The sequence below is a fragment of the Gammaproteobacteria bacterium genome (assembly GCA_024235095.1).
In the GTDB taxonomy this organism is placed as follows: domain Bacteria; phylum Pseudomonadota; class Gammaproteobacteria; order Competibacterales; family Competibacteraceae; genus UBA2383.
This window is the reverse complement of the sequence record JACKNC010000001.1, coordinates 1,628,940-1,648,991: the sequence shown is the minus strand read 5'-3', so window position 1 is coordinate 1,648,991 and position 20,052 is coordinate 1,628,940. Positions and strand designations below refer to the sequence as shown.

Genomic DNA, 20,052 nt, shown 5'->3' with positions numbered 1-20,052 from the left:
TCTGGTCGCGGGCGCGTCGCATTTTTATGTTCACCGTTTGGAGAAAAGAGAATGAGTATTACTTTTGAACTGCAAGCCGACCCGCGCAGCGATCTGGGGAAAGGTGCGAGCCGCCGCCTGCGCCGCGCTGGCAAAGTTCCAGCTATTCTGTATGGCGATGGCCAGGAGTCGATGCCATTGTTGCTGGATCAAATGGATATGATCAATCAGATGAAGAACGAGGCGATCTATTCTCATGTTCTGACCCTGAAAATTGGTGACCGCACTGAAAACGCCATACTGCGCGATATCCAGCGCCACCCGTTCAAGCCGACGCTCGTTCATCTGGATTTTCTGCGGGTCAGCGCTGATCGCAAATTACGCGCTCATATACCGCTGCATTTTCTCAATGAGAGTACTTCCAAGGGCGTCAAACAGCAGGGCGGTGCGGTCAGTCATACCCTCATTGAAATTGAAATCACCTGCTTACCCAAAGATTTGCCAGAATTTATCGAGATCGATCTGGCTGAGGTGGGCGTAGGCGAGACGATTCATCTTTCACAGATTCCGCTGCCGCCTGGCGTGGAGCTGGCTACCCATGTTGCTCCTGGCTCCGAGCATGATGCGATTGTGGTCGGCATTCATCATGCCCACGGCGGTGGGGAAACATCCGAAGAGGCCGCAACCTGATTGGCGAACACCCTCTCCTCTAGCCCCTTTCCCACAAGCAGGGCGAGGGGAGGAGTGACTATTTATTCCTGGAACAGGACGCCGATCATGGCGGAACAAGCGCCGATATTGCGGTTAGTAGTTGGGTTAGGCAATCCGGGTCCCGAATACGCCCAGACCCGCCACAATGCCGGATTCTGGCTGGTCGATGCGTTGGCCAGCCAGCAAAGTGGTTTTTTTCGTCCCGAAGGCCGGTATCACGGTGAAACCTGCCGCATCGCGCTCGCTGGTCAGGAACTGTGGCTGCTAAAGCCGATGACGTATATGAATCGCAGCGGCCAAGCGGTTGCGGCATTGACCCGGTTTCACAAAATTCCACTGTCGGCGATTCTGGTGGTTCATGACGATCTGGATTTGCCGCCAGGTACGGTGCGGCTGAAACGTGGCGGCGGGCATGGCGGGCACAATGGGCTGCGCGACCTGATCGCTCATTTGGGCGGTAACGATTTTGCCAGGTTGCGCCTGGGCATTGGTCATCCTGGCGATAGCCGGGAGGTGCTGGATCATGTGCTGCGCCGTGCGCCTCGCTCGGAACAGGAGCTAATTGAGCAGGCGATTGCCGACGCTTTGCGCGAGCTGCCCCGGATGTTGGCCGGCCAGTGGGAACGCGCCACGCACGCCCTGCATAGCCGGAAGATTGAATCCTCTTCTCCTCCCTCCGCAAACTGAATTTTCAAGGTATTCCATGGGTATCCAATGCGGCATTGTCGGCCTGCCGAACGTCGGCAAGTCCACTTTGTTTAATGCGCTCACCAAGGCCGGCATTCAGGCCGAAAATTATCCATTCTGCACCATTGATCCGAATGTCGGGGTAGTGCCCGTGCCGGATCCTCGATTGGCGGCGCTGGCGGCGATTGTGAAGCCACAAAAGATTATTCCGGCGACGGTTGAGTTTGTGGACATTGCCGGACTCGTCGCTGGGGCGTCGAAGGGTGAAGGGCTAGGTAATCAGTTCCTGGCCCACATCCGCGAGACTGACGCGATTGCGCAGGTGGTGCGCTGTTTCGAGGATGACGATGTCATCCACGTTTCCGGGCGGGTTAATCCTGGGGAAGATATCGAGACTATCAACACCGAACTGGCGTTAGCCGATCTGGCGACAGTGGATAAGGCGTTGCAACGGGCGGAAAAGGCGGCCAAAGCGGGCGGACGGGAAGCGCTGGAACGTAAGGCGTTGCTGGAGCGGGTGCAGGCGCATCTGAATACTGGCGCGCCGTTGCGGACCCTGGCGCTGGAAATCAGTGAGCGCGAGCTGTTGCGGGATCTGTTTCTGCTGACCGGGAAACCGGTTTTGTATATCGCCAATGTGGCCGAGGACGGTTTCGAAAATAATCCGTTTCTGACGCAGGTGCGGGAGATTGCGGCGCGGGAAAGGGCCGAGATCGTGCCGGTGTGCGCAGCGATTGAGGCGGAGCTGGCGGAACTGGAGGATGCGGATAAAGCCGAGTTTCTGGCTGATTACGGGCTATCCGAGCCGGGACTGGACCGGGTGATTCACGCCGCTTACAAGTTATTGGGACTGCAAACCTATTTTACGGCTGGCCCAAAGGAAGCGCGGGCCTGGACAGTGCGGGTTGGCGCGACGGCTCCCCAAGCGGCGGCGGTAATCCATACCGATTTCGAACGTGGTTTCATTCGCGCTGAGGTCATTGCTTACGCCGATTACATCACCTGCAATGGCGAAGCGGGCGCTCGCGAGGCCGGTAAGTGGCGATTGGAAGGTAAGGAATATGTTGTGCAGGAGGGCGATGTCATGCATTTCCGGTTTAATGTGTGATTTCCGCTATAAATGCATGAAGCAAAGTATGTTGCTTCAACGCCCATCAGGCGTCGGAAAGAGTTTGGCCAGTTTTTTACTCCATGCAATATTGCTGATTTAATGATTTCATGGATTATCAAAGATAATCCCAAATCGATACTCGATCCGGCTTTTGGTCTCGGCGTGTTCTTTGATTCGCTTTCTAAAATTGACGCCCTGCAACTTGCCAATATCATTTACAAAGCCTACGAGATCGACCCAAACATTATTAGTTATCTGGATTATGGCAACAGCCCGCGCCCTATCATCGAGATTGCCGATTATCTGGAGGCCGATCTACAAGGTTATGACGCCATTGTTTGCAATCCCCCTTATATGCGGTTTCAGCAATTCCTGAACCGCCATCGCGTTCTCCAGGAAATTGAGAAGAAAATCGGTGTCAAGCTTGATGGTTATGCCAATATTGCGTCGGTTTTTCTTATCCGGTCGCTAAAGGAAATGAATGCTGGCGGCAGACTGGCTTATATCATGCCGTTCGAGTTTTTTAACACCGGTTATGGAAAGCAGGTAAAAAGCTCCCTTTTGGAAAGGGGTTTGCTTAAACAGATTATCTTTTTCTCAAGAGAAAAGGATATTTTTTCAGAGGTCATCACCACAGTTTGCATTCTTCTCTGCCGGAAAGATGGCGTTGTTGATCCTATAAAAATTGCTCGTATCAATCATATTGATCAACTGGAAAATATTGCAAGTTTTGAAGATTTTTTTCAGCACGAGTTAGCGCCTGACCTGTTGTCATACGATAAAAAGTGGTCGACGGTTATTTCTGGCTTATATGAAACAATGACAATACCCGGTGGATTATCCAGAATTGCAGAATATGGTAAATTTGTCCGGGGCATCGCTACCGGCGCAAATGAATTCTTTGCGTTAAGTAGTCAAAAAATAAGTCATTGGGAGCTTGAACCAGAAAATTATTGCCCTTGCATTACCAAGAGTCCGCAAATTCGCAAACTAGTCTTTACTGATGAGGATTTCAATGCGCTGGCAACCAATGGCGCACCCGTTTACTGTTTGAATATCAGGGAACAGGGTAATAAAAAAGTCGTTGCTTATCTGGATTACGGCATTCGCAAGGGATTTGATCAACGCTTCCTGACCCGACACAGAAATCCCTGGTACAAGATCGAATCCCGTTCTCCAGCGCCGATTTTAGCCGGAGTCTTTAATCGGGGACGACTCAAAATCATCCGCAATTTCACGAACGCTATCAACTTCACCTGTTTTCACGCCTTCTACCCCAACCCGTTGGGACAAAACTATATTAATCGGCTGTTTGTTTATTTAATGAGCGATATCGGTCAGAATATTGTCATGACCAACAAGCGCCGGTATGGTGGAAATCTGGATAAATTTGAGCCAAGCGACTTAAATGATGGCGGTTGCCCTTCCATGAGCCAGTTTGACCGCTCCAGTGAAGCCGAAGCACTGGAAGTCATTGAAGTTGCTAAGGTCGATCAAAAAAAAGCGCTCGATCTTGCAAACCGGATCACGGCCAAAATATTCAAAACGAATCGGATAAGTATGACTTGTCCCTCAGCAAGCAAGCCGCTAATCTGATTCCAACACTCTCTACCATCCATTCAATCGATCGACTGGAAATTGCCATGTGCGGAATTGTAGGCGCTATCGCTGAACGTAATGTCACCCCCATTCTGCTTGAAGGGCTGCGGCGGCTAGAATATCGCGGCTACGATTCGGCGGGCATTGTTACTCTCGATAACCAGGACGGTCAACTTCACCGGTTGCGCACCGTTGGCAAGGTGCAAATGCTCGCCGATCGCTTACGCGAGGAGCCGGTGCGCGGCCCGCTCGGCATCGCCCACACCCGCTGGGCCACGCACGGTGAACCCTGCGAACGCAACGCTCATCCCCATATCAGCAACAGTTCGGTCGCGGTGGTGCATAACGGCATCATCGAGAATCATCAGGAGCTTCGGCAGGAACTCATCGCGGCGGGTTACCGTTTTGAGTCCGACACTGATACCGAAGTTGTCGCGCATTTGGTCGAACAGCAGATGCGCGAAACGGGTGATTTGCGTGTCGCTGTTCAGCAGGCCATCACACGACTGACCGGCGCCTACAGCCTGGGGGTGATTTGCCGCGAAGACCCGGAATGCTTGATCGTAGCGCGAGCCGGCAGTCCGCTAGTGCTGGGTATTGGGATTGAAGAGCACTTCATCGCTTCTGACGTGTTCGCACTGGCCCCGGTTACCCAGACCTTTGTGTTCCTGGAAGAAGGCGATATCGCCGAAGTGCGACGTGAACAGTTCACCATTTACGACCATGAAGGACAGTCTGTGGAGCGGCCGCTGTCCTATGCCGCTCAGCAGGGCGGACCGGCCGGCAAAGGCGGCTATCGGCATTTCATGCTCAAGGAAATCTTTGAGCAACCTGCGGTCGTGGCCGAGACTCTGGAAGGGCGTATCTATCAAGGCCATTTGTTGGAAGACAGCTTCGGGCCGGAAGCCAGCGCATTGTTTGACCAGGTACAGGGCGTTCACATCGTGGCGTGCGGCACCAGCTATCATGCGGGCTTGGTCGCCCGTTACTGGCTGGAAAATCTGGGAGTCCCCTGCACGGTCGAAGTAGCTAGCGAGTATCGCTACCGGCGCGGAGTCACGCCATCGGGCACTCTGTTCGTTAGCATCTCCCAATCCGGCGAAACCGCTGATACTTTGGCAGCGTTGCGTGAGGCAAAACAGCGCGGTTATTTGTCCACACTAGTGATCTGCAATGTCACTGAGAGTTCGCTGGTCCGTGAATCAGCACTGACTCTGTTGACCCGTGCAGGCCGGGAAATTGGCGTCGCGTCCACCAAGGCGTTTACCACCCAACTCGTGGCCTTGCGCTTGCTTGCCTTGATGCTGGGTCGACGCCACGGTCTGAGCGAAAAAGATGCAGAGGCGTTCGTACGGGATTTGGAATTGCTGCCCCGCGCATTGGAGGAAGCACTGTTATTGGACAGCGCTATCGAACGGCTGGCCGAGCATTTCGCCGAGAAGCATCACGCCCTGTTCCTGGGGCGTGGCGCTCAATATCCTATCGCCATGGAGGGGGCGCTTAAACTCAAGGAAATTTCCTATATCCACGCCGAGGCGTATCCAGCAGGTGAACTCAAGCATGGGCCGCTGGCGTTGGTGGATGCTGATATGCCGGTTGTCTGTGTGCTGCCTAAAGATGATTTGCTGGAGAAAGTGCTCTCCAATCTTCAGGAAGTGCGGGCGCGTGGCGGCGTGTTATTCCTGTTTGCGGATCGTGAAGTGGATACCCAACTTAGCGGGGTCGATACCCACGTTTTATCGCTCGGCGCAGTGCCGGAATCGATTGCGCCGATCGTGTTTACCATCCCCCTGCAACTGTTGGCCTATCATGCAGCGGTGCTCAAAGGCACCGACGTTGACCAGCCGCGCAATTTGGCTAAGTCGGTGACAGTAGAGTAGAAACGTGCAAAGCCGCGCAATGAGCTTTCGTCAAAATCACTGTAGTGACTGGGTGCGGTGAGCGGATGAAGCGCATCCCGCGCGCTTGCAAGGATATAGCAGTCCTTTACAGGTTATGGAATTTTAAAAATATATCATAGTTTTAACGCGATATTCCGACTTTCAGGCGATCAAGCCCTCAAACTGCAGGTCTGACCGATCTAGTTGCCGATTCATGAAAATCCCCAAGGTGTGCGCCAGGATTTTTCGGGTAAGCCGACGGGTTAAGCGCCAAACATCACGCGCCCGGATTTTTGCGAAATGAAACTGTTCGCTGATCTGCCCGATGACGATTTCCACCCGGCGGCCACACACATCGGCATCGGGCAGCCATCCGCCAAGCGAATCGGGTCGGTCGCCACCCCCACCTCGATCCGCAGTTGCTGATGAAGGTGCTGCTTGATCACCCCCATGGCGACCGAAGTACTTCCAAATGCCCACATCGGTATCCAAACCCAAAAACTCGCCGACCCCTTCCATCGTGATCACTTCGCTATCGGTCAGCTGAGGGGCAAAGCCGCGTGGGCGTAAGCGGTGATCCCCAAGCAGAGAATCATGTGTTCGCCTACCCAGATCGAGAGTCACAAGTTCTCATGAAGCATTGGGGTTGAACAGCATATATCCCTTTGAAGGATAATTGGTTTCTTACTCCTATGGCAATAACTTGTCGAATAGGCGAATTTTAACAACTTCAACAAGTTATTGAGAACTTATGACTCACGAGCTCATTATTGGTTTAATCAGATCTGTTTGACGGAATGCCGCTGCGGTTCTACGGAACGATATTCCGATCACCCCTCCATTGGAGTGAGTTAAGCATAGAGTGTCTCAGCATTTCTTCAATGCCTAACCTCGATCCCCAACCCTTCCTCGCACTGGGGCATCTGCAAATGCCAGCCTCGCTCCTCAAGATTACGCAATACCTCCACCACGTCTTCCTGCGCCAGTCGCCGTTCGGGATGCAGGTCCAGATCCATAACATGCACTGGCTCGCCCAGCAATTTCAGCAGCGCCTCGGGGATGTGGGAAAAATCATCCTTGGCGGCCAAATAAAGATAAGTATATTGTTTTTTATTGCTTTTATAGATCGAACACTGCATCGGATTTCTCCATAAGAATCAAAAGCTGCTCATTAACGACACTGGCTACTGGCCACAAGATATAATCCCAACAGAATACTAAAGAACAGAGCCGTTTTCTCATGCACATGCTCAGCCTCATTCTATGGGTTCCCTTCTTTGGCGCCTTGCTGGTCGCCTTGCTGCCAGCCGCTCAGCAGCGACTGATTCGCGGTCTGGCCCTGGTTCATGCCGGACTGACCCTGGCATTGTCATGGAGCTTGCTGGCCTCGTTTGATCACAGTACGTCCGCTATTCAATTCACCGAGCAGGTTGTCTGGAGCGCTACCATCGGCGTTTCCTACGCCCTGGGCGTTGATGGCCTGGCCTTGCCGATGGTGTTGCTAACAACCTTGCTGGTCGCCGTAGCGCTATTGGCTTCCGACCGGATAACCACTGGCGTCAAAGGCTACTACGCCTGGATGCTAATTCTGGAATTCGGGATGCTCGGGGTGTTCATGGCCCGCGACTGGTCGCTGTTCTTCATGTTCTGGGAACTGACCCTCATCCCGCTGTTTTTTCTCATTGATCTGTGGGGCGGTAAAAAACGTCATGTCGCCAGCCTGAATTTCGTGCTGTACACCATGGGCGGGGCGATTTTCATCCTGATCGGCCTGATTGTCATCTACCGGTTGACGCCGACTCAATCGTTTGCCATGACCGCCATCGCCGAGGCTGCCGTAGGTTTACCTCGTCAGGAGCAAATCTGGCTGCTGTTGGCCTTCCTGATCGGCTTCGGGGTGAAAATCCCCATCTTCCCCTTGCACGGCTGGTTGCCGCTGGCCCATGTTGAAGCGCCCAGTCCAGTCAGTATTCTGCTCTCCGGCGTGTTACTGAAAATGGGCGCTTATGGGCTGCTGCGCGTCATGGCGATACTGCCGGAGGGCGCACTGGCCTTACAACCGCTGCTGGTCGGCATCGCCCTGGTCAGCATTCTTTATGGCGGCTTGCTGGCCTGGCGACAAACTGATCTAAAGGCGATGATCGCCTACTCCTCAGCCAGCCACATGGGAGTCGTGCTGCTGGGTCTGTCCACGCTGAACGAGATCGGCCTGCTCGGCGCGGTTCTGCAGATGACCGCCCATGGCCTGGTCGCTGGCGCGCTGTTCCTGCTGATCGGCCTGCTCTACGAACGCACCCATACCCGCGAGGTCGCCGATTACGGGGCGCTGATCCGGGTGACGCCGCGCTTTGCCTTCCTCATTACTCTGGCCCTGCTGGCCGGCATGGGGATGCCGGGTTTGGTCGGGTTTATCGCCGAACTGCATGTTTTAATTGGCGGTTTTCAACAGTGGGGCTGGTGGATGACCCTGGCCAGTCTTGGCGTGTTGATCAGCGCCGCTTACGCAGTGCGCACGATCGGCGGCTTATTCGCGGGTCCGGTGCGCCCGGAGATGGCGGATCTTCGCGATTTACAGCCGTGCGAGCTGTTAGCGGCGGTTCCCCTGGCGGCGGGGGTGCTGATTCTGGGCATAATGCCTGCGCCGGTCATCAAATTGATCAGCGCCACAGTGACGGAATTGACCGCCATTTTCATCCCACTGCCGTAGGAACGATGACCATGACCACAACGGCGCTCGTTAATACGCCAACCGACGCTATCCCGCAAGCGTCGCTTACCCCTCGCCAAACGGTCGAACACGCCATTGCTCACCTGGATCATGTGCTGCCCGGCCAAGCGCCGATTCTGAACTTTGTTCATCACAACACCCTGCATGGTTACCAGCACCTGCCTTTTGAACAGGCGCTGACCGAAGCCGAACAACTCACCGGGATTCGCGCCTATCTGCCGGAAGAAGAGTTCCGCAAGCTGTACCAAGCCGGACGGATCGGCGATGCCGATCTCGACGCCGCTTTTGCCCAACGTCCCACTTTGCTGGCGGAGGAAACGCTGGCGCAAGTCGCTGAACGAAGGATTCAGCGCGGCGAGGTTTTGCGCATTTCGCTGATTTACGGCGTGGAAGCGTTGACGCCCAGTCAACTGGTTTGGCGCATGGAAGAACTCGATGCGACGCGCCGCTTTCAGGACGATGTTCCGGAAACAGCGCGTCAGCGCCTGCTAAATGCGTCAGCGCAGGATACCGGGGCGGCTTTGGAAGACCTGTGGCGGGCCGGCCTGGAAAGCTTCCAATTACCGGCGACCAGTCTTCATCCCGAGGAACTGGTGGATCTGCAACTGACCCTGGCCAAGTCGCTGCTGGCCCGGTTCAAAGCCGGGACGGTGGAGGATACCGGACGTCCAGTCGTCCATCAGCAGATGCAGGCCGAATCTCGGGCGCTGATCGAGCGTTTATTCACTGATGTCGGCGCGGGAACTACGCTGCGTGGCCTGCTACGGGCGCTGACCGGTCAGGACCTGCTGGATCAGGTCCGCCCCCTGCTCATTCGCTGTTGCGCAGCGCACTTGGACGAAGGGCTGGCTGCATGGAATTTGCCGAATCGCAACGCGGGCTTGTACGCGGCCTGGCGTCATTTCATGCAGCATGATTTCGCCTGGACTTGCGCGGGACTGGCGGATGAACGCAAAACAGTCACCCACTGGCCGGATGAACCGGTCACCGCGATCGTTGCCGAACTACGCCGATTGGGCCTTCCCGAGTCGCGCTGGGCCGGTTATCTCACCCGTCTGGCGCTGGAGTTGCCTGGCTGGTCGGGGATGATAAATTGGCGGCAGCACCATGCGGATTACCCGGCGAATGAGGAAACGCCGGTCGCCCTGGCTGACTATCTGGCGGTGCGGCTCGGGCTTGATCGCCTGTGGAGCGAACGTCTGTGTCATGACACCTGGGGGCTGGAGGCCGCGCTGCCGGTGCTGCGCGATTATTTACTTTCTCATTCAGCCGAAGCGTTGGTGCGTTATGCCCTGTATGAAGGGCGTCTGCCGGAGTATCTGGCCAGCCGGGCGCGTGGATTGATTGAGGGTGCAAACCACCCCGGTGCTGCGCGCCACCCCTCTTTGGCTAAGGAGGAGGGGAATAGAGAAGAGAAAGACTCCTGGAATACGCTGGCCGATATGATCTGGACCTGGCGGCATAGCCCAGTTGCTGGTCAGCCCGGTGTGCCCACCGTGCATGGCGACGTCTGGCGGCTATTTCGCCTGGCTCAGCATTTGGGACTCTCCGGCGACCAGGTGCGCGCGCTTTCCCCCAGCGACCGGGAACGCCTGCTGGCAACCCTCGATGAACTACCGCCCGGTCTGCGCGGTGCAATCTGGCAATGCGCTTATGAACATCATTACCGGGAAGCGCTCATCAATGCCTTGGCCAGCAATCATGGACGGGGACGTTGGGTGATGCGCGAACATCGACCCAAGGCGCAGGTGGTGTTTTGCATCGATGACCGCGAGGAAGGCATCCGCCGGCATCTGGAAGAGTTGAACCCGGAGATTGAAACCCTGGGCGCAGCGGGTTTTTTTGGTGTGGCAATGAACTGGCGAGGACTGGATGATCGTGCAGCGACCCCGCTCTGCCCGGTCGTGGTTACGCCGGCGCATGAGGTGCGGGAAGTTCCTCGGCCTGGCGCGGAACCTCAACATGCTTTCCGTAATCGACGGCGGGCGCGGCGCGACCGATTGCGCGCCTTCTACCATGAAATTCGGCGCAACCTGCTGTCCTCAGCTCCGCTGATCGCAACGCTGGCCCCCGGGGTATTACCGATCCTCGTTGGCAAGATTTTCGCGCCTTTCCGCCAAGGTCAGCTGGCCGAGACGCTGGCCACGCGCTGGGTTCCCGACGCGCCGACCGAGGCGGCGATTAACGCCGCTGATCCGGCGATTCCAGCAACTCCGGAACAGCCGCGTCCAGGATTCACCGATATCGAACAGGTCGACCGGGTGGCGGCGTTGTTGCGCAATATCGGCCTGACCTCCCAGTTTGCGCCGCTGGTGATTTTGATGGGGCATGGCTCGATGAGTCAGAACAACCCGCATCTGGGCGCGTATGATTGTGGGGCCTGCGGCGGGCGGCATGGCGGGCCGAATGCCCGAGCCTTCGCCGCCATGGCCAACCGTCCGGAAGTTCGCAAACTGCTGATAGAGCGCGGCATAATCATTCCGGCGGATACCTGGTTCATCGGCGCGGAACACAATACCTGTGATGAAGCGATCACCTTCTACGACCAAAGCGAGCTACCGGCAGATGTAGAACCGGCACTCAAGGAATTGCAATGGATTCTGGATCAGGCGTGCATGCTATCGGCCCATGAACGCTGTCGGCGCTTTGCCTCCGCCCCACGCCATCCGACCCCTGCCCAGGCGTTACGCCATGTCATCGAGCGTTCCCGCGATTTTAGCCAAGCCCGCCCGGAGCTGGGTCATGCGACCAATGCCGCCGCGTTGGTGGGACGGCGGTCGATGAGCCAGGGGGTGTTTCTGGATCGACGGGCATTCCTGGTGTCTTATGATCCCACTCAGGACCCCAGCGGGACGGTGCTGGAAGGCATTCTGTTGGCCGTAGGGCCGGTCGGCGCGGGGATCAACCTGGAATACTACTTTTCCACGGTGAACAATGAACGGTTCGGTTGCGGAACCAAGACTCCGCATAACGTCACCGGGCTGTTTGCGGTCATGGAAGGGGCCAGTAGCGACCTGCGCACCGGATTGCCCCGGCAGATGATCGAGATTCACGAACCGCTGCGCCTGCAAATCGTGGTCGAAGCGCATCTTGAGACGCTGGGTGCGATCTACGGACGACAACCGCCCTTGCGGGAGTTGATTGGCAATGGTTGGGTGCAGATCATCGCCAAAGACCCGGACACGGGGGAATTTGCGATTTTCGATCCAGCGCAAGGGTTTGTACCATGGACCGGGCCGGTCAAACCGTTGCCCGTTTGTCGCCGTTCAGGCGACTGGTATCGGGGACATACCGGGCCATTGCCGCCGGCATTGATTGGCGGGGCGTAGGGATGGAACTCAGTTGGAGGCTATATGGCAGACTTTAAGCAACCTGATCCAGTTCAAGACCCCTTGATCTGGTACCGTGAAATGGTTCGGCATGGACTTGAGGAAGGGGTAGCTCCAGGATTACGCGAGCAGCGCGACCGGCTGGATTCCCTGCCGCTTTCCGCTTCACAAATCCAGAATTTGAGTGATTTGGATGAAATCGTTTTGCTAGTTGTGACGGACAGGGATGCGGAATATCCACCATTCGATTTATTGATTGATAAACCAAATATTCCACTGGGAATGATGTTTCTCGGCACGCGCTTCCGGTTCGGAAACCGGAGGCTTCTGGCCCCCACTTACTTCCTGGAAGTCCCCGGCGTTACGCTTCTCAACCACCCCTCGTTCTGTCTGGAAACCGAGCCGACCATTTCCACGATGTGGACGTAGGCGGCGAAACTTTTGAAGGCGCGCACTTCCTTGGCCAGACGCATGAGCACCAGCAGGGCTTCCAGCCGCTCGCGCACGCGGAGCAATTCCGGTGGTTTGTCCCGCGCCGAGTTAGCCTGGATGATCAGGCCGACAATCTCGTGGCTGGTGTTGCGCAGTTCCGTCCCCAGCGTGTATTTGTGGTAGCGGGAGAACCTGGCCACCACCCGCTCGAAATGCACCGCCACGTCCATGGCCTGCTTGTAGATCGGTAAGTGCTCGTAACGCGCTATCGTAATAATTAAGTTACACTTAAAAATTGACAGGGTCAAATCACCCGAATCACCAAATCACCCACGCCGCCGCCGTACCCATCCTAATCCCACCAGTCCTAACCCGACCAGCGTAAGACTGCCCGGTTCCGGGATGGAAGGATCGACAGCGGCGACATCGCCGGAGCGCACGGCCCACGCGAAGTTCTCGATGTCCTTATTGAGGGCGAACTGGTTGCCGAAATCGGCGTTGAAGAACCACGCGCTATAGGTACCGGGCGCGTACTCGGTACCGGACCAGTACACGAAGTTCTGGATACCGCTAAACAAAGACAAGTTAGCCGTATTAGAGCCATTCAGAATACTACTACCCACCGTCGCTCCCAGGTTGTTGTAGAACATATGACCCATTTCGCTGCCCGTGCAGTTATCGCCATAAGAAACTCCACCACTTTGATATTCACAACTTGAATCGGGCTGCAGCGTCGTCGGCAAGCGCCAGTCGTCATAGCCACCAAAGTTCAGCCACTCCGCCCACGCCATCGCACCCCACCAAGTCATGCCACCCCCACCGGTGAAAAAATCGCCAGCTACTACATTGTGAGTGCCAGTACTGTCCGTAATCGTCGGCACAGCGCTGATAATCTGATTCACAACGGTGTTGTCAGCGTCATACTGGGTTTTGAACAGGTTAGCGTCCGCCAGCCAGGTAATATCCAGCACATCGTCGTAAATCAGCCCGTTGCCCCTGTCGAATAACAGCGCGTTCGCCGCCCCGGAAAAACCCAACGCCGCCGTAAAGGCCAGCACCGATAACGTTCTCTTGTTCATGCTTCAAATCTCCTTCTCAGTTGGTTTAGTGGCCACCCGTCATGATTCGTATGAAACACCGAATAATTTACGGCAAGAATTACACCATAATAAAAATATTTTATCTTAATCAATAGTTAAAAACCGATAAAAACCATCGGTCAATAACCATTGTAAAAAATCTACATGTCCTATTCAGTGACAAATTCGCCGTTTTATCAATAATTGTGTATCACAATTAACAAAGTTTACATATTAACCCATTCATATCAATAATGAAAATTCTACTATATCAACTCAAATTAAGAAGAGCCGGTTTGCGACCTGGAAAAAACGGCGCTGTAAAATTTTCCGACAGGCTTCCCCCGAAAATCCTGGATTTCGCCCAACAGGGTGTAAAAAATATCGACAGTCCCGTAAAATCAGTGCATTACCATTTCTCGTCGAACGGCCGCCTATGAAAAAACTCCCCATCGACCTGCAAAACCGGAGCGAGATGCACACCCGAATTTCATTGGATACAATATATGTATTAATTTGTGTATAATACCCAAACGATGCATTATCTCTACGACCCCACCAAGAAAACCGCAAACCTCAAAAGTAACCATTCAGTCCCCCCCTTTAGCAAAGGGGGGCTAGGGGGGATTTTGGCTCCGTCGCCCGTACAGAATCCCCCCCGCCCCCCCCTTTTTCAAAGGGGGGAGGTGAACGCTTACCCTCAAAAAACACGGACTTGACTTTGATGATGCGCCAAAAGTTATTGAATCCGAAGCCAATGTGACCTTTGAGGATCGACGTTTCGACTATGGAGAACCACGATTCATCACCTTGGGCCTTCTGAATGGCGAGGTCGTCGTTGTCGTCACCACCGAAACCGATCAAGAAGCTCGCATCATTTCCATGCGCAAGGCTACAAATCATGAACAAACCCTCTATTTCCGAACTGTTGGAAGATAGCCCGCCGATCACTCAGGCCGACATTGACGCGGGGCGGCTGATTCTGCGACAGCGACAACAAGGACGGATATTACCGTTCAAGCAACGGGTCAACATCTATCTCGATCGGGAGATTGTTGAGCATTTCAAACAACGCGCTGGCGGGCGCGGCTACCAAACACTGCTCAACGAAACGCTCAAACAAGCCATCCAGCAAGAACATTTGGAAGACACACTCAGACGGGTCATTCGTGAGGAATTACAGGGACAACCCGTTGACGCTCAGAATCCGGCGCCTCCCCATCCATGAAAAAACTCCCCATCAGCCAGTAAAACCGGTGCGAGATGCGCACCGAAAGCTTTGTCTACGTTGATCAGTTCCCTGTATCACCCAACGACTCGAACCAGACTTTCCCGGATTCTGCTCCGCTCCATCCAGGCTACAATTTTGGTTCTTGAAGAGTTTTATGGAGAAAGACCACTATGCGCCGACTGATCACCTTTGACTGGGCCATCAAACGCCTGCTGCGCAGCAAGGCCAATTTTGACGTGCTGGAGGGCTTCCTGAGCGAATTGCTCAAGGATGATATCCAGATCGTTGAAGTGCTGGAAAGTGAGAGCAATAAAGACCGGATCGCGGACAAGTTCAATCGCGTCGATCTGAAAGTTCGCAACCGCCGCCAGCAGATCATTCTGATTGAAATTCAATATGACCGGGAATATGACTATCTCCAGCGCATGTTCTACGGGGCGGCCAGGGCGGTCACTGAACATTTAGCGGAAGGTCAGCCGTATGCCGACATTGTGAAAGTCATCTCGGTCAACATTCTGTATTTTGACCTCGGGCAGGGCGAGGATTACGTCTATCACGGCCAGACCGTATTCACCGGCATCCATAAGCACGATCAACTCCAGCTCAATGAAAAGCAGCAGAAACTGTTCGCGCAGACCACGGTGAGCGCTCTGTACCCGGAATACTATCTGATCAAGATCAATCAGTTTAACGATGTCGCGAAGGACCCGCTGGATGAGTGGATTTACTTTCTCAAGCATGAAGAGATCAAGGAAAATTTCACCGCGCGAGGGTTGCAGGCAGCGCGGGAGAAGCTGGACATTCTGAAACTGCCCCCGGAGGAACGGGTGGCCTACGAACGGTACGCGGAAGACCTGCACTATCAGGCGAGTATGTTCCTATCGTCGTATGGCGATGGATTCCATGAGGGGCGTAAAGAAGGATTGCAGGAAGGCATGGAACAGAGCCGGCAGCAGGGCATCGACCAGGGTCTGCAGCAGGGCCTACAGCAGGGCCTACAGCAGGGCCTTGACCAAGGGCGTCAGGAAGCCACTCTGGCGCTGGCCCGGAGCCTGATCGGCCTGCTCAGCATCGAGGTGATTGCCGAGAAGACCGGGTTGAGTCGGGAGATGATTGAGTCATTATCCAGGGAGTAAGCGAGAATTCATAAAAAAAGCAATCATAAAAACCATGTAGGACAATGTATTACTATAAAAAAACCGCATAAAGTAGTAAAAGTCTCAAAGTCTGAACGCTGATCGAGGACTTACCATGCTTCAAGGAATCATCGCCCTCATTCCCGCCCTGCCGCTGGCCGCCACCGTGTGGATCGGGCTGACGATTTTGTTTGGCCAGACGCGCGGCGAAGCTCATGAACCGCGCACCAGCCGGATTGCGCTGACCGCCAACGTCGGTTCGCTGGTGGTAACGCTCGCTCTCATCGCCGTGCGGCTAATGGGATGGTTACCCGATCAAACTACCTTGGGCAGCTGGCTCACCAGTGGCAGTTATCAAATCCATCTCAACTTTATCGCCGACTCCCTGACGCTCGCGCTGCTGGCGATCACGACGCTGGGCTGCCTACTCGTTACCCGGTTTGCTGTGAACTACATGCACCGGGAAGCTGGGTTTCATCGCTTCTTCATGCTCCTTAGCCTGTTCACTGCAGCTATGACCGTGCTGGTTATGGCCGGGAATGCGGTGTTGACCTTCATCGGCTGGGAAATCGCCGGATTCTGTTCCTACCTGTTGATCTCCTTTTTCCAGGATCGCCCGGTTGCCGCCGGCAACGCCACCCGAGTTTTCGTTGCTAACCGGGTGGGCGACGCTGGGTTTCTATTGGGCATCGCTTTATCGTTCTATTGGCTGGGCAGTGTGGACTGGTCCATGATCAACGCCGGAGCGATCGGTTTGAATTCCGGGCAAATCAGCATACTGGCCGGTTGTTTCCTACTGGCGGCAATCGCCAAATCGGCCCAGGTTCCGCTGGCGCCGTGGCTGGCCCGGGCGATGGAAGGACCGACGCCCTCCAGCGCGCTGTTTTACGGCATGGTCATGGTATACGCCGGCGTTTATCTGCTGCTGCGGTTGCATCCTTTGTTCGAGCAATCGCCGATGGTAATGGCGGTCATGACGCTCATTGGGCTGGCGACCGCGTTGTATGGGTTTCTAACCGGACTGACGCAGACCGATATCAAGAGCGCCCTGATTTTCTCGACCACTGGCCAACTCGGGTTGATGTTTCTGGCCTGCGGTCTGGGATTCTGGCGACTGACGCTGATCTATCTGTGTTGCCACGCCATTTTTCGTGGTTATCAATTTTTTACCGCCCCTTCGATTTTGCGCCAACTCCACGGCGAACGCACCCGCCCAGTATCCGACGCTCTCGCGCAACGACGAGGCATCTACACAGCAGCGTTGCAACGCTTTTGGCTGGATGAAGCCGCTGACGCGCTGATCGTCCGTCCCGTACAACGGCTGGCCGGGCTAATGAGACACTTCGACGCCAGAGTGATTGATCGCGCCACGGGGTTACCCGCGCCAGCCGTCAACGCCCTGTCTTCTGTGGCGCAATGGGAAGAACGCCAACTCGGTACGGGACGCACCCTGGAGCGTGCGCCCAGCGCCATCGATCAGGAACCGGGTCTGGTGGGACGGGCGACGGAATGGGCGGCAGCGACATTCCACTGGGTTGAAGAACGCTTGATGTTGAAAACCGCCGGTCAAGGGCTGGCGATTCTAAGCCAGCAGTTGGGACGGGGTTTGAATCGCCTGGAACGCCTGATGGGCCGTTCCTGGATCGGAATCGCCGTGGCAGCCGCCCTGCTGGCAACGCTCGCAGGAGTCGGTGGCATGATGGCCAGCGGAGAACCCGGCCCGGCATCCACCAGTTTCCTGCTATTAAGCCTGTTATTGGCGGTCCCCCTGACCGGAATGCTCGCCGCGTTTCGGACGCAGCAGGCGCATACCGCCTTTGCGTTGGGCCTGGCCACAGCGACAGTGGAATTAATGCTGACGATCCAGTTACTGAGCCATTTTCAGCCAGAGATTCCAGGCGCCCAGTTCGTTGAACAATACGAAATTCTGCCGTGGCTTGGCATTCACTTGGGCATAGACGGCGTCAGCGTGCTGTTCCTGCCGCTGACAGCATTGCTGACCCTGTTTGTGTTGCTGTACACCCAGTCGCACCGCCAACAGCAGGAACGCCCCGGCGTGTTCGTCGCCAATCTTCTGGCGTTGGAAACGGTGTTGATCGGCATGTTCACGGCGTTGAACTTGCTGCAATTCTGGCTCTTCGCCCTGGCGGAAGTCCTACCGGCGACGTTCCTGATTGCGCGCTATGGAACCAGTCCGGCCCGTGACCAAGCGGCGCGCTACTTCCTACATTTCATGCTCGGCGGCTTAGCGGCGTTGTTGGCCGGAATCCTGTTGCTGGGCTGGAATCATGCCACCGTGACTCATGAAGGATGGTCTTTCGCCGGGTCGGCTTTGCTGGAAACGCCAGTGGCGGCAGGTCAACAATCGCTGATCTTTATTCTGTTATTCGCAGGTCTAGCCGTGCGCCTGGCGTTGTTCCCCTTCCATGCCTGGCTGCCCATCGTGGCTCGACATGGCACAGTAGCCATTGGCATCGTGTTTCTGGTCGGCGTCAAGGTAGGCGTTTACGCCTTGTTGCGCTGGGTGTTCCCGCTCTTGCCCGAAGCCGCCTGGCAATGGGATGCAGGTGTAATTGCGTTGGGCCTGACCGGAATGCTCTACGGTGCGCTGCTGGCCTTTCGCCAGCATGATCTGCGACGATTACTGGCGTTCGCCGTGATCAGTCAGAGTGGCGTACTGGTGGCTGGACTGTTTTCACTGAACCCCGCGGGTCTACGGGGTAGTCTGCTGCTCGCTCTAAACCTGGGACTGGCCGCTTCCGGCCTGTTCATCGTTGCCGGACTGCTCTACCGACGCCTGGGGACGACGCGCTTTCATCAGTTGGGCGGCCTATTCGAAACCGCGCCTTTGCTGGGGCTGACCTTCCTGGTGGTCGTGTTGGGCAGCATCGCCATGCCGGGTACGCCTGGGTTTGAAGCGGCGCATCTGGCTTTGGAAGGATTGCTGGAGACGCAGGGTTGGGGGATCGCCACGCTGGCCGCAGTGGGCAATGTGCTGGCCGCCGGTTACTTGCTGTGGGCGTATCAGCGCATCTTTCTCGCCCGCTATCCACGGGGCGCGGCACCGTTTTTCGCCGACCTGCGCCATCGGGAACTGCTGATGGCTGGCCTGCTCTGCGCGGTAATGATTGGCGTTGGACTCTACGCCGATCCATGGATTAAGCGCATTGGCAGCGCGGTGGATGTGACCGCGCATCGGCTGGAGGCGGCCATCGGAGCCGATCTTTCGGTTCCTCACTGATAGAGGTTCCAGGTATCAGGAGCCAAAATTTGCATGGCTCAAATTACAACCCAGACGAGCCAACAAGGCTTCAGCAGCGGCGTCCGGGGTCAGATGAACACCCAGATCGCGTAACTGAGTAACCCGCAAACCGGGATATCCACAAGGGTTGATACGACCGAACGGTTCGAGATCCATGTCCACGTTCAAGCTGAGACCATGATAAGAACGACCCTGACGAATGCGCAAACCCAGTGAAGCGATTTTAGCGCCATCGACATAAACGCCTGGCGCATCGGGCCGGGCTTGAGCCGTGATCCTATGCGCCGCCAGCAACTCGATCACCGATTGCTCGAGAGCTGTCACCAGTCCCCGCACACTGAGCCTCAGCCGTCGCACATCCAGCAGACAGTAAATCACGACCTGCCCCGGACCGTGATAGGTAACCTGTCCGCCGCGATCGACTTTGATGACTGGAATATTGCCGGGACTGAGCAGATGCTCCGCCTTGCCGGCCAGTCCCTGGGTAAACACCGGCGGATGTTCGACCTGCCAGAGTTCATCGATGGTATCCGCATCACGGGCATCGGTAAACGCCCGCATGGCGTCAAAGACTGGCAGGTATTCGCAGCGTCCCAGTCGGCGAAAGAAAATCACAACACCAGCGTCACCCGTGGATGGCCACTGAGGTCCTCATAGATGGCGTCCAGTTGTTCCCGGTCGCGTGCCCAGACAATGACAGTGACCGACTGATAACGCCCGGCGCGGCTATCCCGCAAGGTAATACGGGTTTCATCCAGATCGGGTGCGTGTCGACGCACCAGATCCACCACCAGCGGACGAAAATCGGCACCGCCTGCCCCCATGATTTTGATTGGAAAATCACAGGGAAACTGCAACAGCGACTCATTATTCATCCCGGCGGCGCCC

At 55.7% G+C, this 20,052-nt stretch carries 16 protein-coding genes and 1 pseudogene; 11 read left to right on the top strand and 6 right to left on the bottom strand.

Going from position 1 to position 20,052, the window contains the following annotated elements:
• The first annotated feature begins 51 nt into the window (after positions 1–51).
• The 5 genes from H6973_07285 to glmS all read left to right on the top strand — a co-directional run bounded on the left by H6973_07285 (position 52) and on the right by glmS (position 5,967).
• Positions 52–669: a 50S ribosomal protein L25/general stress protein Ctc gene (locus H6973_07285; protein MCP5125431.1), complete on the top strand. Its 618-nt coding sequence runs from the start codon at positions 52–54 to the stop codon at positions 667–669.
• 87 nt (positions 670–756) lie between these two features.
• Entirely contained in the window at positions 757–1,377 is a 621-nt protein-coding gene (gene pth, locus H6973_07280) for an aminoacyl-tRNA hydrolase (GenBank protein MCP5125430.1), read from the top strand.
• Positions 1,378–1,393: 16 nt separating this feature from the next.
• A complete protein-coding gene (gene ychF / locus H6973_07275) occupies positions 1,394–2,485 on the top strand; it encodes a redox-regulated ATPase YchF (protein MCP5125429.1) in 1,092 nt (363 codons plus the stop codon).
• A gap of 12 nt (positions 2,486–2,497) precedes the next feature.
• Positions 2,498–4,084: an N-6 DNA methylase gene (locus H6973_07270; GenBank protein ID MCP5125428.1), complete on the top strand. Its 1,587-nt coding sequence runs from the start codon at positions 2,498–2,500 to the stop codon at positions 4,082–4,084.
• A 47-nt stretch (positions 4,085–4,131) separates the two neighbouring features.
• Positions 4,132–5,967: a glutamine--fructose-6-phosphate transaminase (isomerizing) gene (gene glmS, locus H6973_07265; GenBank protein ID MCP5125427.1), complete on the top strand. Its 1,836-nt coding sequence runs from the start codon at positions 4,132–4,134 to the stop codon at positions 5,965–5,967.
• A 459-nt stretch (positions 5,968–6,426) separates the two neighbouring features.
• Here glmS and H6973_07260 read toward each other — a convergent pair.
• Together H6973_07260 and H6973_07255 are read right to left on the bottom strand one after the other, a co-directional pair.
• Positions 6,427–6,537 (bottom strand): annotated as a pseudogene (locus H6973_07260) (IS982 family transposase).
• A 308-nt stretch (positions 6,538–6,845) separates the two neighbouring features.
• Positions 6,846–7,106, bottom strand: a complete 261-nt coding sequence (locus tag H6973_07255) for a YcgL domain-containing protein (protein MCP5125426.1) — start codon at positions 7,104–7,106, stop codon at positions 6,846–6,848.
• Positions 7,107–7,207: 101 nt separating this feature from the next.
• On the opposite strand from H6973_07255, the gene H6973_07250 reads away from it, so the two are divergent.
• Both H6973_07250 and H6973_07245 read left to right on the top strand, forming a co-directional pair.
• A complete protein-coding gene (locus tag H6973_07250; protein ID MCP5125425.1) occupies positions 7,208–8,674 on the top strand; it encodes an NADH-quinone oxidoreductase subunit M in 1,467 nt (488 codons plus the stop codon).
• An 11-nt stretch (positions 8,675–8,685) separates the two neighbouring features.
• Positions 8,686–12,024 (top strand): DUF2309 family protein, encoded by a 3,339-nt coding sequence (locus H6973_07245; GenBank protein MCP5125424.1) that lies wholly within the window; start codon positions 8,686–8,688, stop codon positions 12,022–12,024.
• A 338-nt stretch (positions 12,025–12,362) separates the two neighbouring features.
• Here H6973_07245 and H6973_07240 read toward each other — a convergent pair whose 3' ends face one another.
• Both H6973_07240 and H6973_07235 read right to left on the bottom strand, forming a co-directional pair.
• The gene (locus H6973_07240; GenBank protein MCP5125423.1) at positions 12,363–12,656 is read right to left on the bottom strand and encodes a four helix bundle protein; all 294 of its coding nucleotides are present in this window, start codon (positions 12,654–12,656) and stop codon (positions 12,363–12,365) included.
• Between the two features lie 126 nt (positions 12,657–12,782).
• Positions 12,783–13,535, bottom strand: coding sequence for a DUF1566 domain-containing protein (locus tag H6973_07235; protein MCP5125422.1), 753 nt, complete (start codon positions 13,533–13,535; stop codon positions 12,783–12,785).
• Positions 13,536–14,276: 741 nt separating this feature from the next.
• Between H6973_07235 and H6973_07230 the strand changes: the two genes are divergently transcribed.
• From H6973_07230 to H6973_07215, 4 genes are all read left to right on the top strand, one after another.
• On the top strand, positions 14,277–14,474 hold the full coding sequence (locus tag H6973_07230) for a BrnT family toxin (GenBank protein MCP5125421.1): 198 nt from the start codon (positions 14,277–14,279) through the stop codon (positions 14,472–14,474).
• Complete coding sequence (locus H6973_07225) at positions 14,437–14,763, top strand: BrnA antitoxin family protein (GenBank protein ID MCP5125420.1); 327 nt, start codon at positions 14,437–14,439, stop codon at positions 14,761–14,763. Before H6973_07230 ends, H6973_07225 begins: the two co-directional genes overlap by 38 nt.
• Before the next feature lie 173 nt (positions 14,764–14,936).
• On the top strand, positions 14,937–15,902 hold the full coding sequence (locus H6973_07220; protein MCP5125419.1) for an Rpn family recombination-promoting nuclease/putative transposase: 966 nt from the start codon (positions 14,937–14,939) through the stop codon (positions 15,900–15,902).
• 115 nt (positions 15,903–16,017) lie between these two features.
• Positions 16,018–19,143 carry an NADH-quinone oxidoreductase subunit M gene (locus tag H6973_07215; protein ID MCP5125418.1) on the top strand — a complete coding sequence of 1,042 codons (3,126 nt, stop codon included), beginning with the start codon at positions 16,018–16,020 and terminating at the stop codon, positions 19,141–19,143.
• 15 nt (positions 19,144–19,158) lie between these two features.
• On the opposite strand, the gene lipB is transcribed toward H6973_07215, so the two are convergent.
• Together lipB and H6973_07205 are read right to left on the bottom strand one after the other, a co-directional pair.
• Complete coding sequence (lipB, locus tag H6973_07210; GenBank protein MCP5125417.1) at positions 19,159–19,779, bottom strand: lipoyl(octanoyl) transferase LipB; 621 nt, start codon at positions 19,777–19,779, stop codon at positions 19,159–19,161.
• The gene (locus H6973_07205) at positions 19,776–20,039 is read right to left on the bottom strand and encodes a DUF493 domain-containing protein (protein MCP5125416.1); all 264 of its coding nucleotides are present in this window, start codon (positions 20,037–20,039) and stop codon (positions 19,776–19,778) included. The genes lipB and H6973_07205 overlap by 4 nt, the downstream gene beginning before the upstream one ends.
• Between the last annotated feature and the right edge of the window lie 13 nt (positions 20,040–20,052).

Coding starts and splice junctions, on each gene's coding strand:
- H6973_07285 (MCP5125431.1), top strand. CDS start 52: ATGAGTATTACTTTTGAACTGCAAGCCGACCCGCGCAGCGATCTGGGG.
- H6973_07225 (MCP5125420.1), top strand. CDS start 14,437: ATGAACAAACCCTCTATTTCCGAACTGTTGGAAGATAGCCCGCCGATC.
- H6973_07255 (MCP5125426.1), bottom strand. CDS start 7,106: ATGCAGTGTTCGATCTATAAAAGCAATAAAAAACAATATACTTATCTT.
- H6973_07250 (MCP5125425.1), top strand. CDS start 7,208: ATGCACATGCTCAGCCTCATTCTATGGGTTCCCTTCTTTGGCGCCTTG.
- H6973_07205 (MCP5125416.1), bottom strand. CDS start 20,039: ATGAATAATGAGTCGCTGTTGCAGTTTCCCTGTGATTTTCCAATCAAA.
- pth (MCP5125430.1), top strand. CDS start 757: ATGGCGGAACAAGCGCCGATATTGCGGTTAGTAGTTGGGTTAGGCAAT.
- ychF (MCP5125429.1), top strand. CDS start 1,394: ATGGGTATCCAATGCGGCATTGTCGGCCTGCCGAACGTCGGCAAGTCC.
- H6973_07220 (MCP5125419.1), top strand. CDS start 14,937: ATGCGCCGACTGATCACCTTTGACTGGGCCATCAAACGCCTGCTGCGC.
- H6973_07235 (MCP5125422.1), bottom strand. CDS start 13,535: ATGAACAAGAGAACGTTATCGGTGCTGGCCTTTACGGCGGCGTTGGGT.
- H6973_07215 (MCP5125418.1), top strand. CDS start 16,018: ATGCTTCAAGGAATCATCGCCCTCATTCCCGCCCTGCCGCTGGCCGCC.
- glmS (MCP5125427.1), top strand. CDS start 4,132: ATGTGCGGAATTGTAGGCGCTATCGCTGAACGTAATGTCACCCCCATT.
- H6973_07245 (MCP5125424.1), top strand. CDS start 8,686: ATGACCACAACGGCGCTCGTTAATACGCCAACCGACGCTATCCCGCAA.
- H6973_07270 (MCP5125428.1), top strand. CDS start 2,498: ATGCATGAAGCAAAGTATGTTGCTTCAACGCCCATCAGGCGTCGGAAA.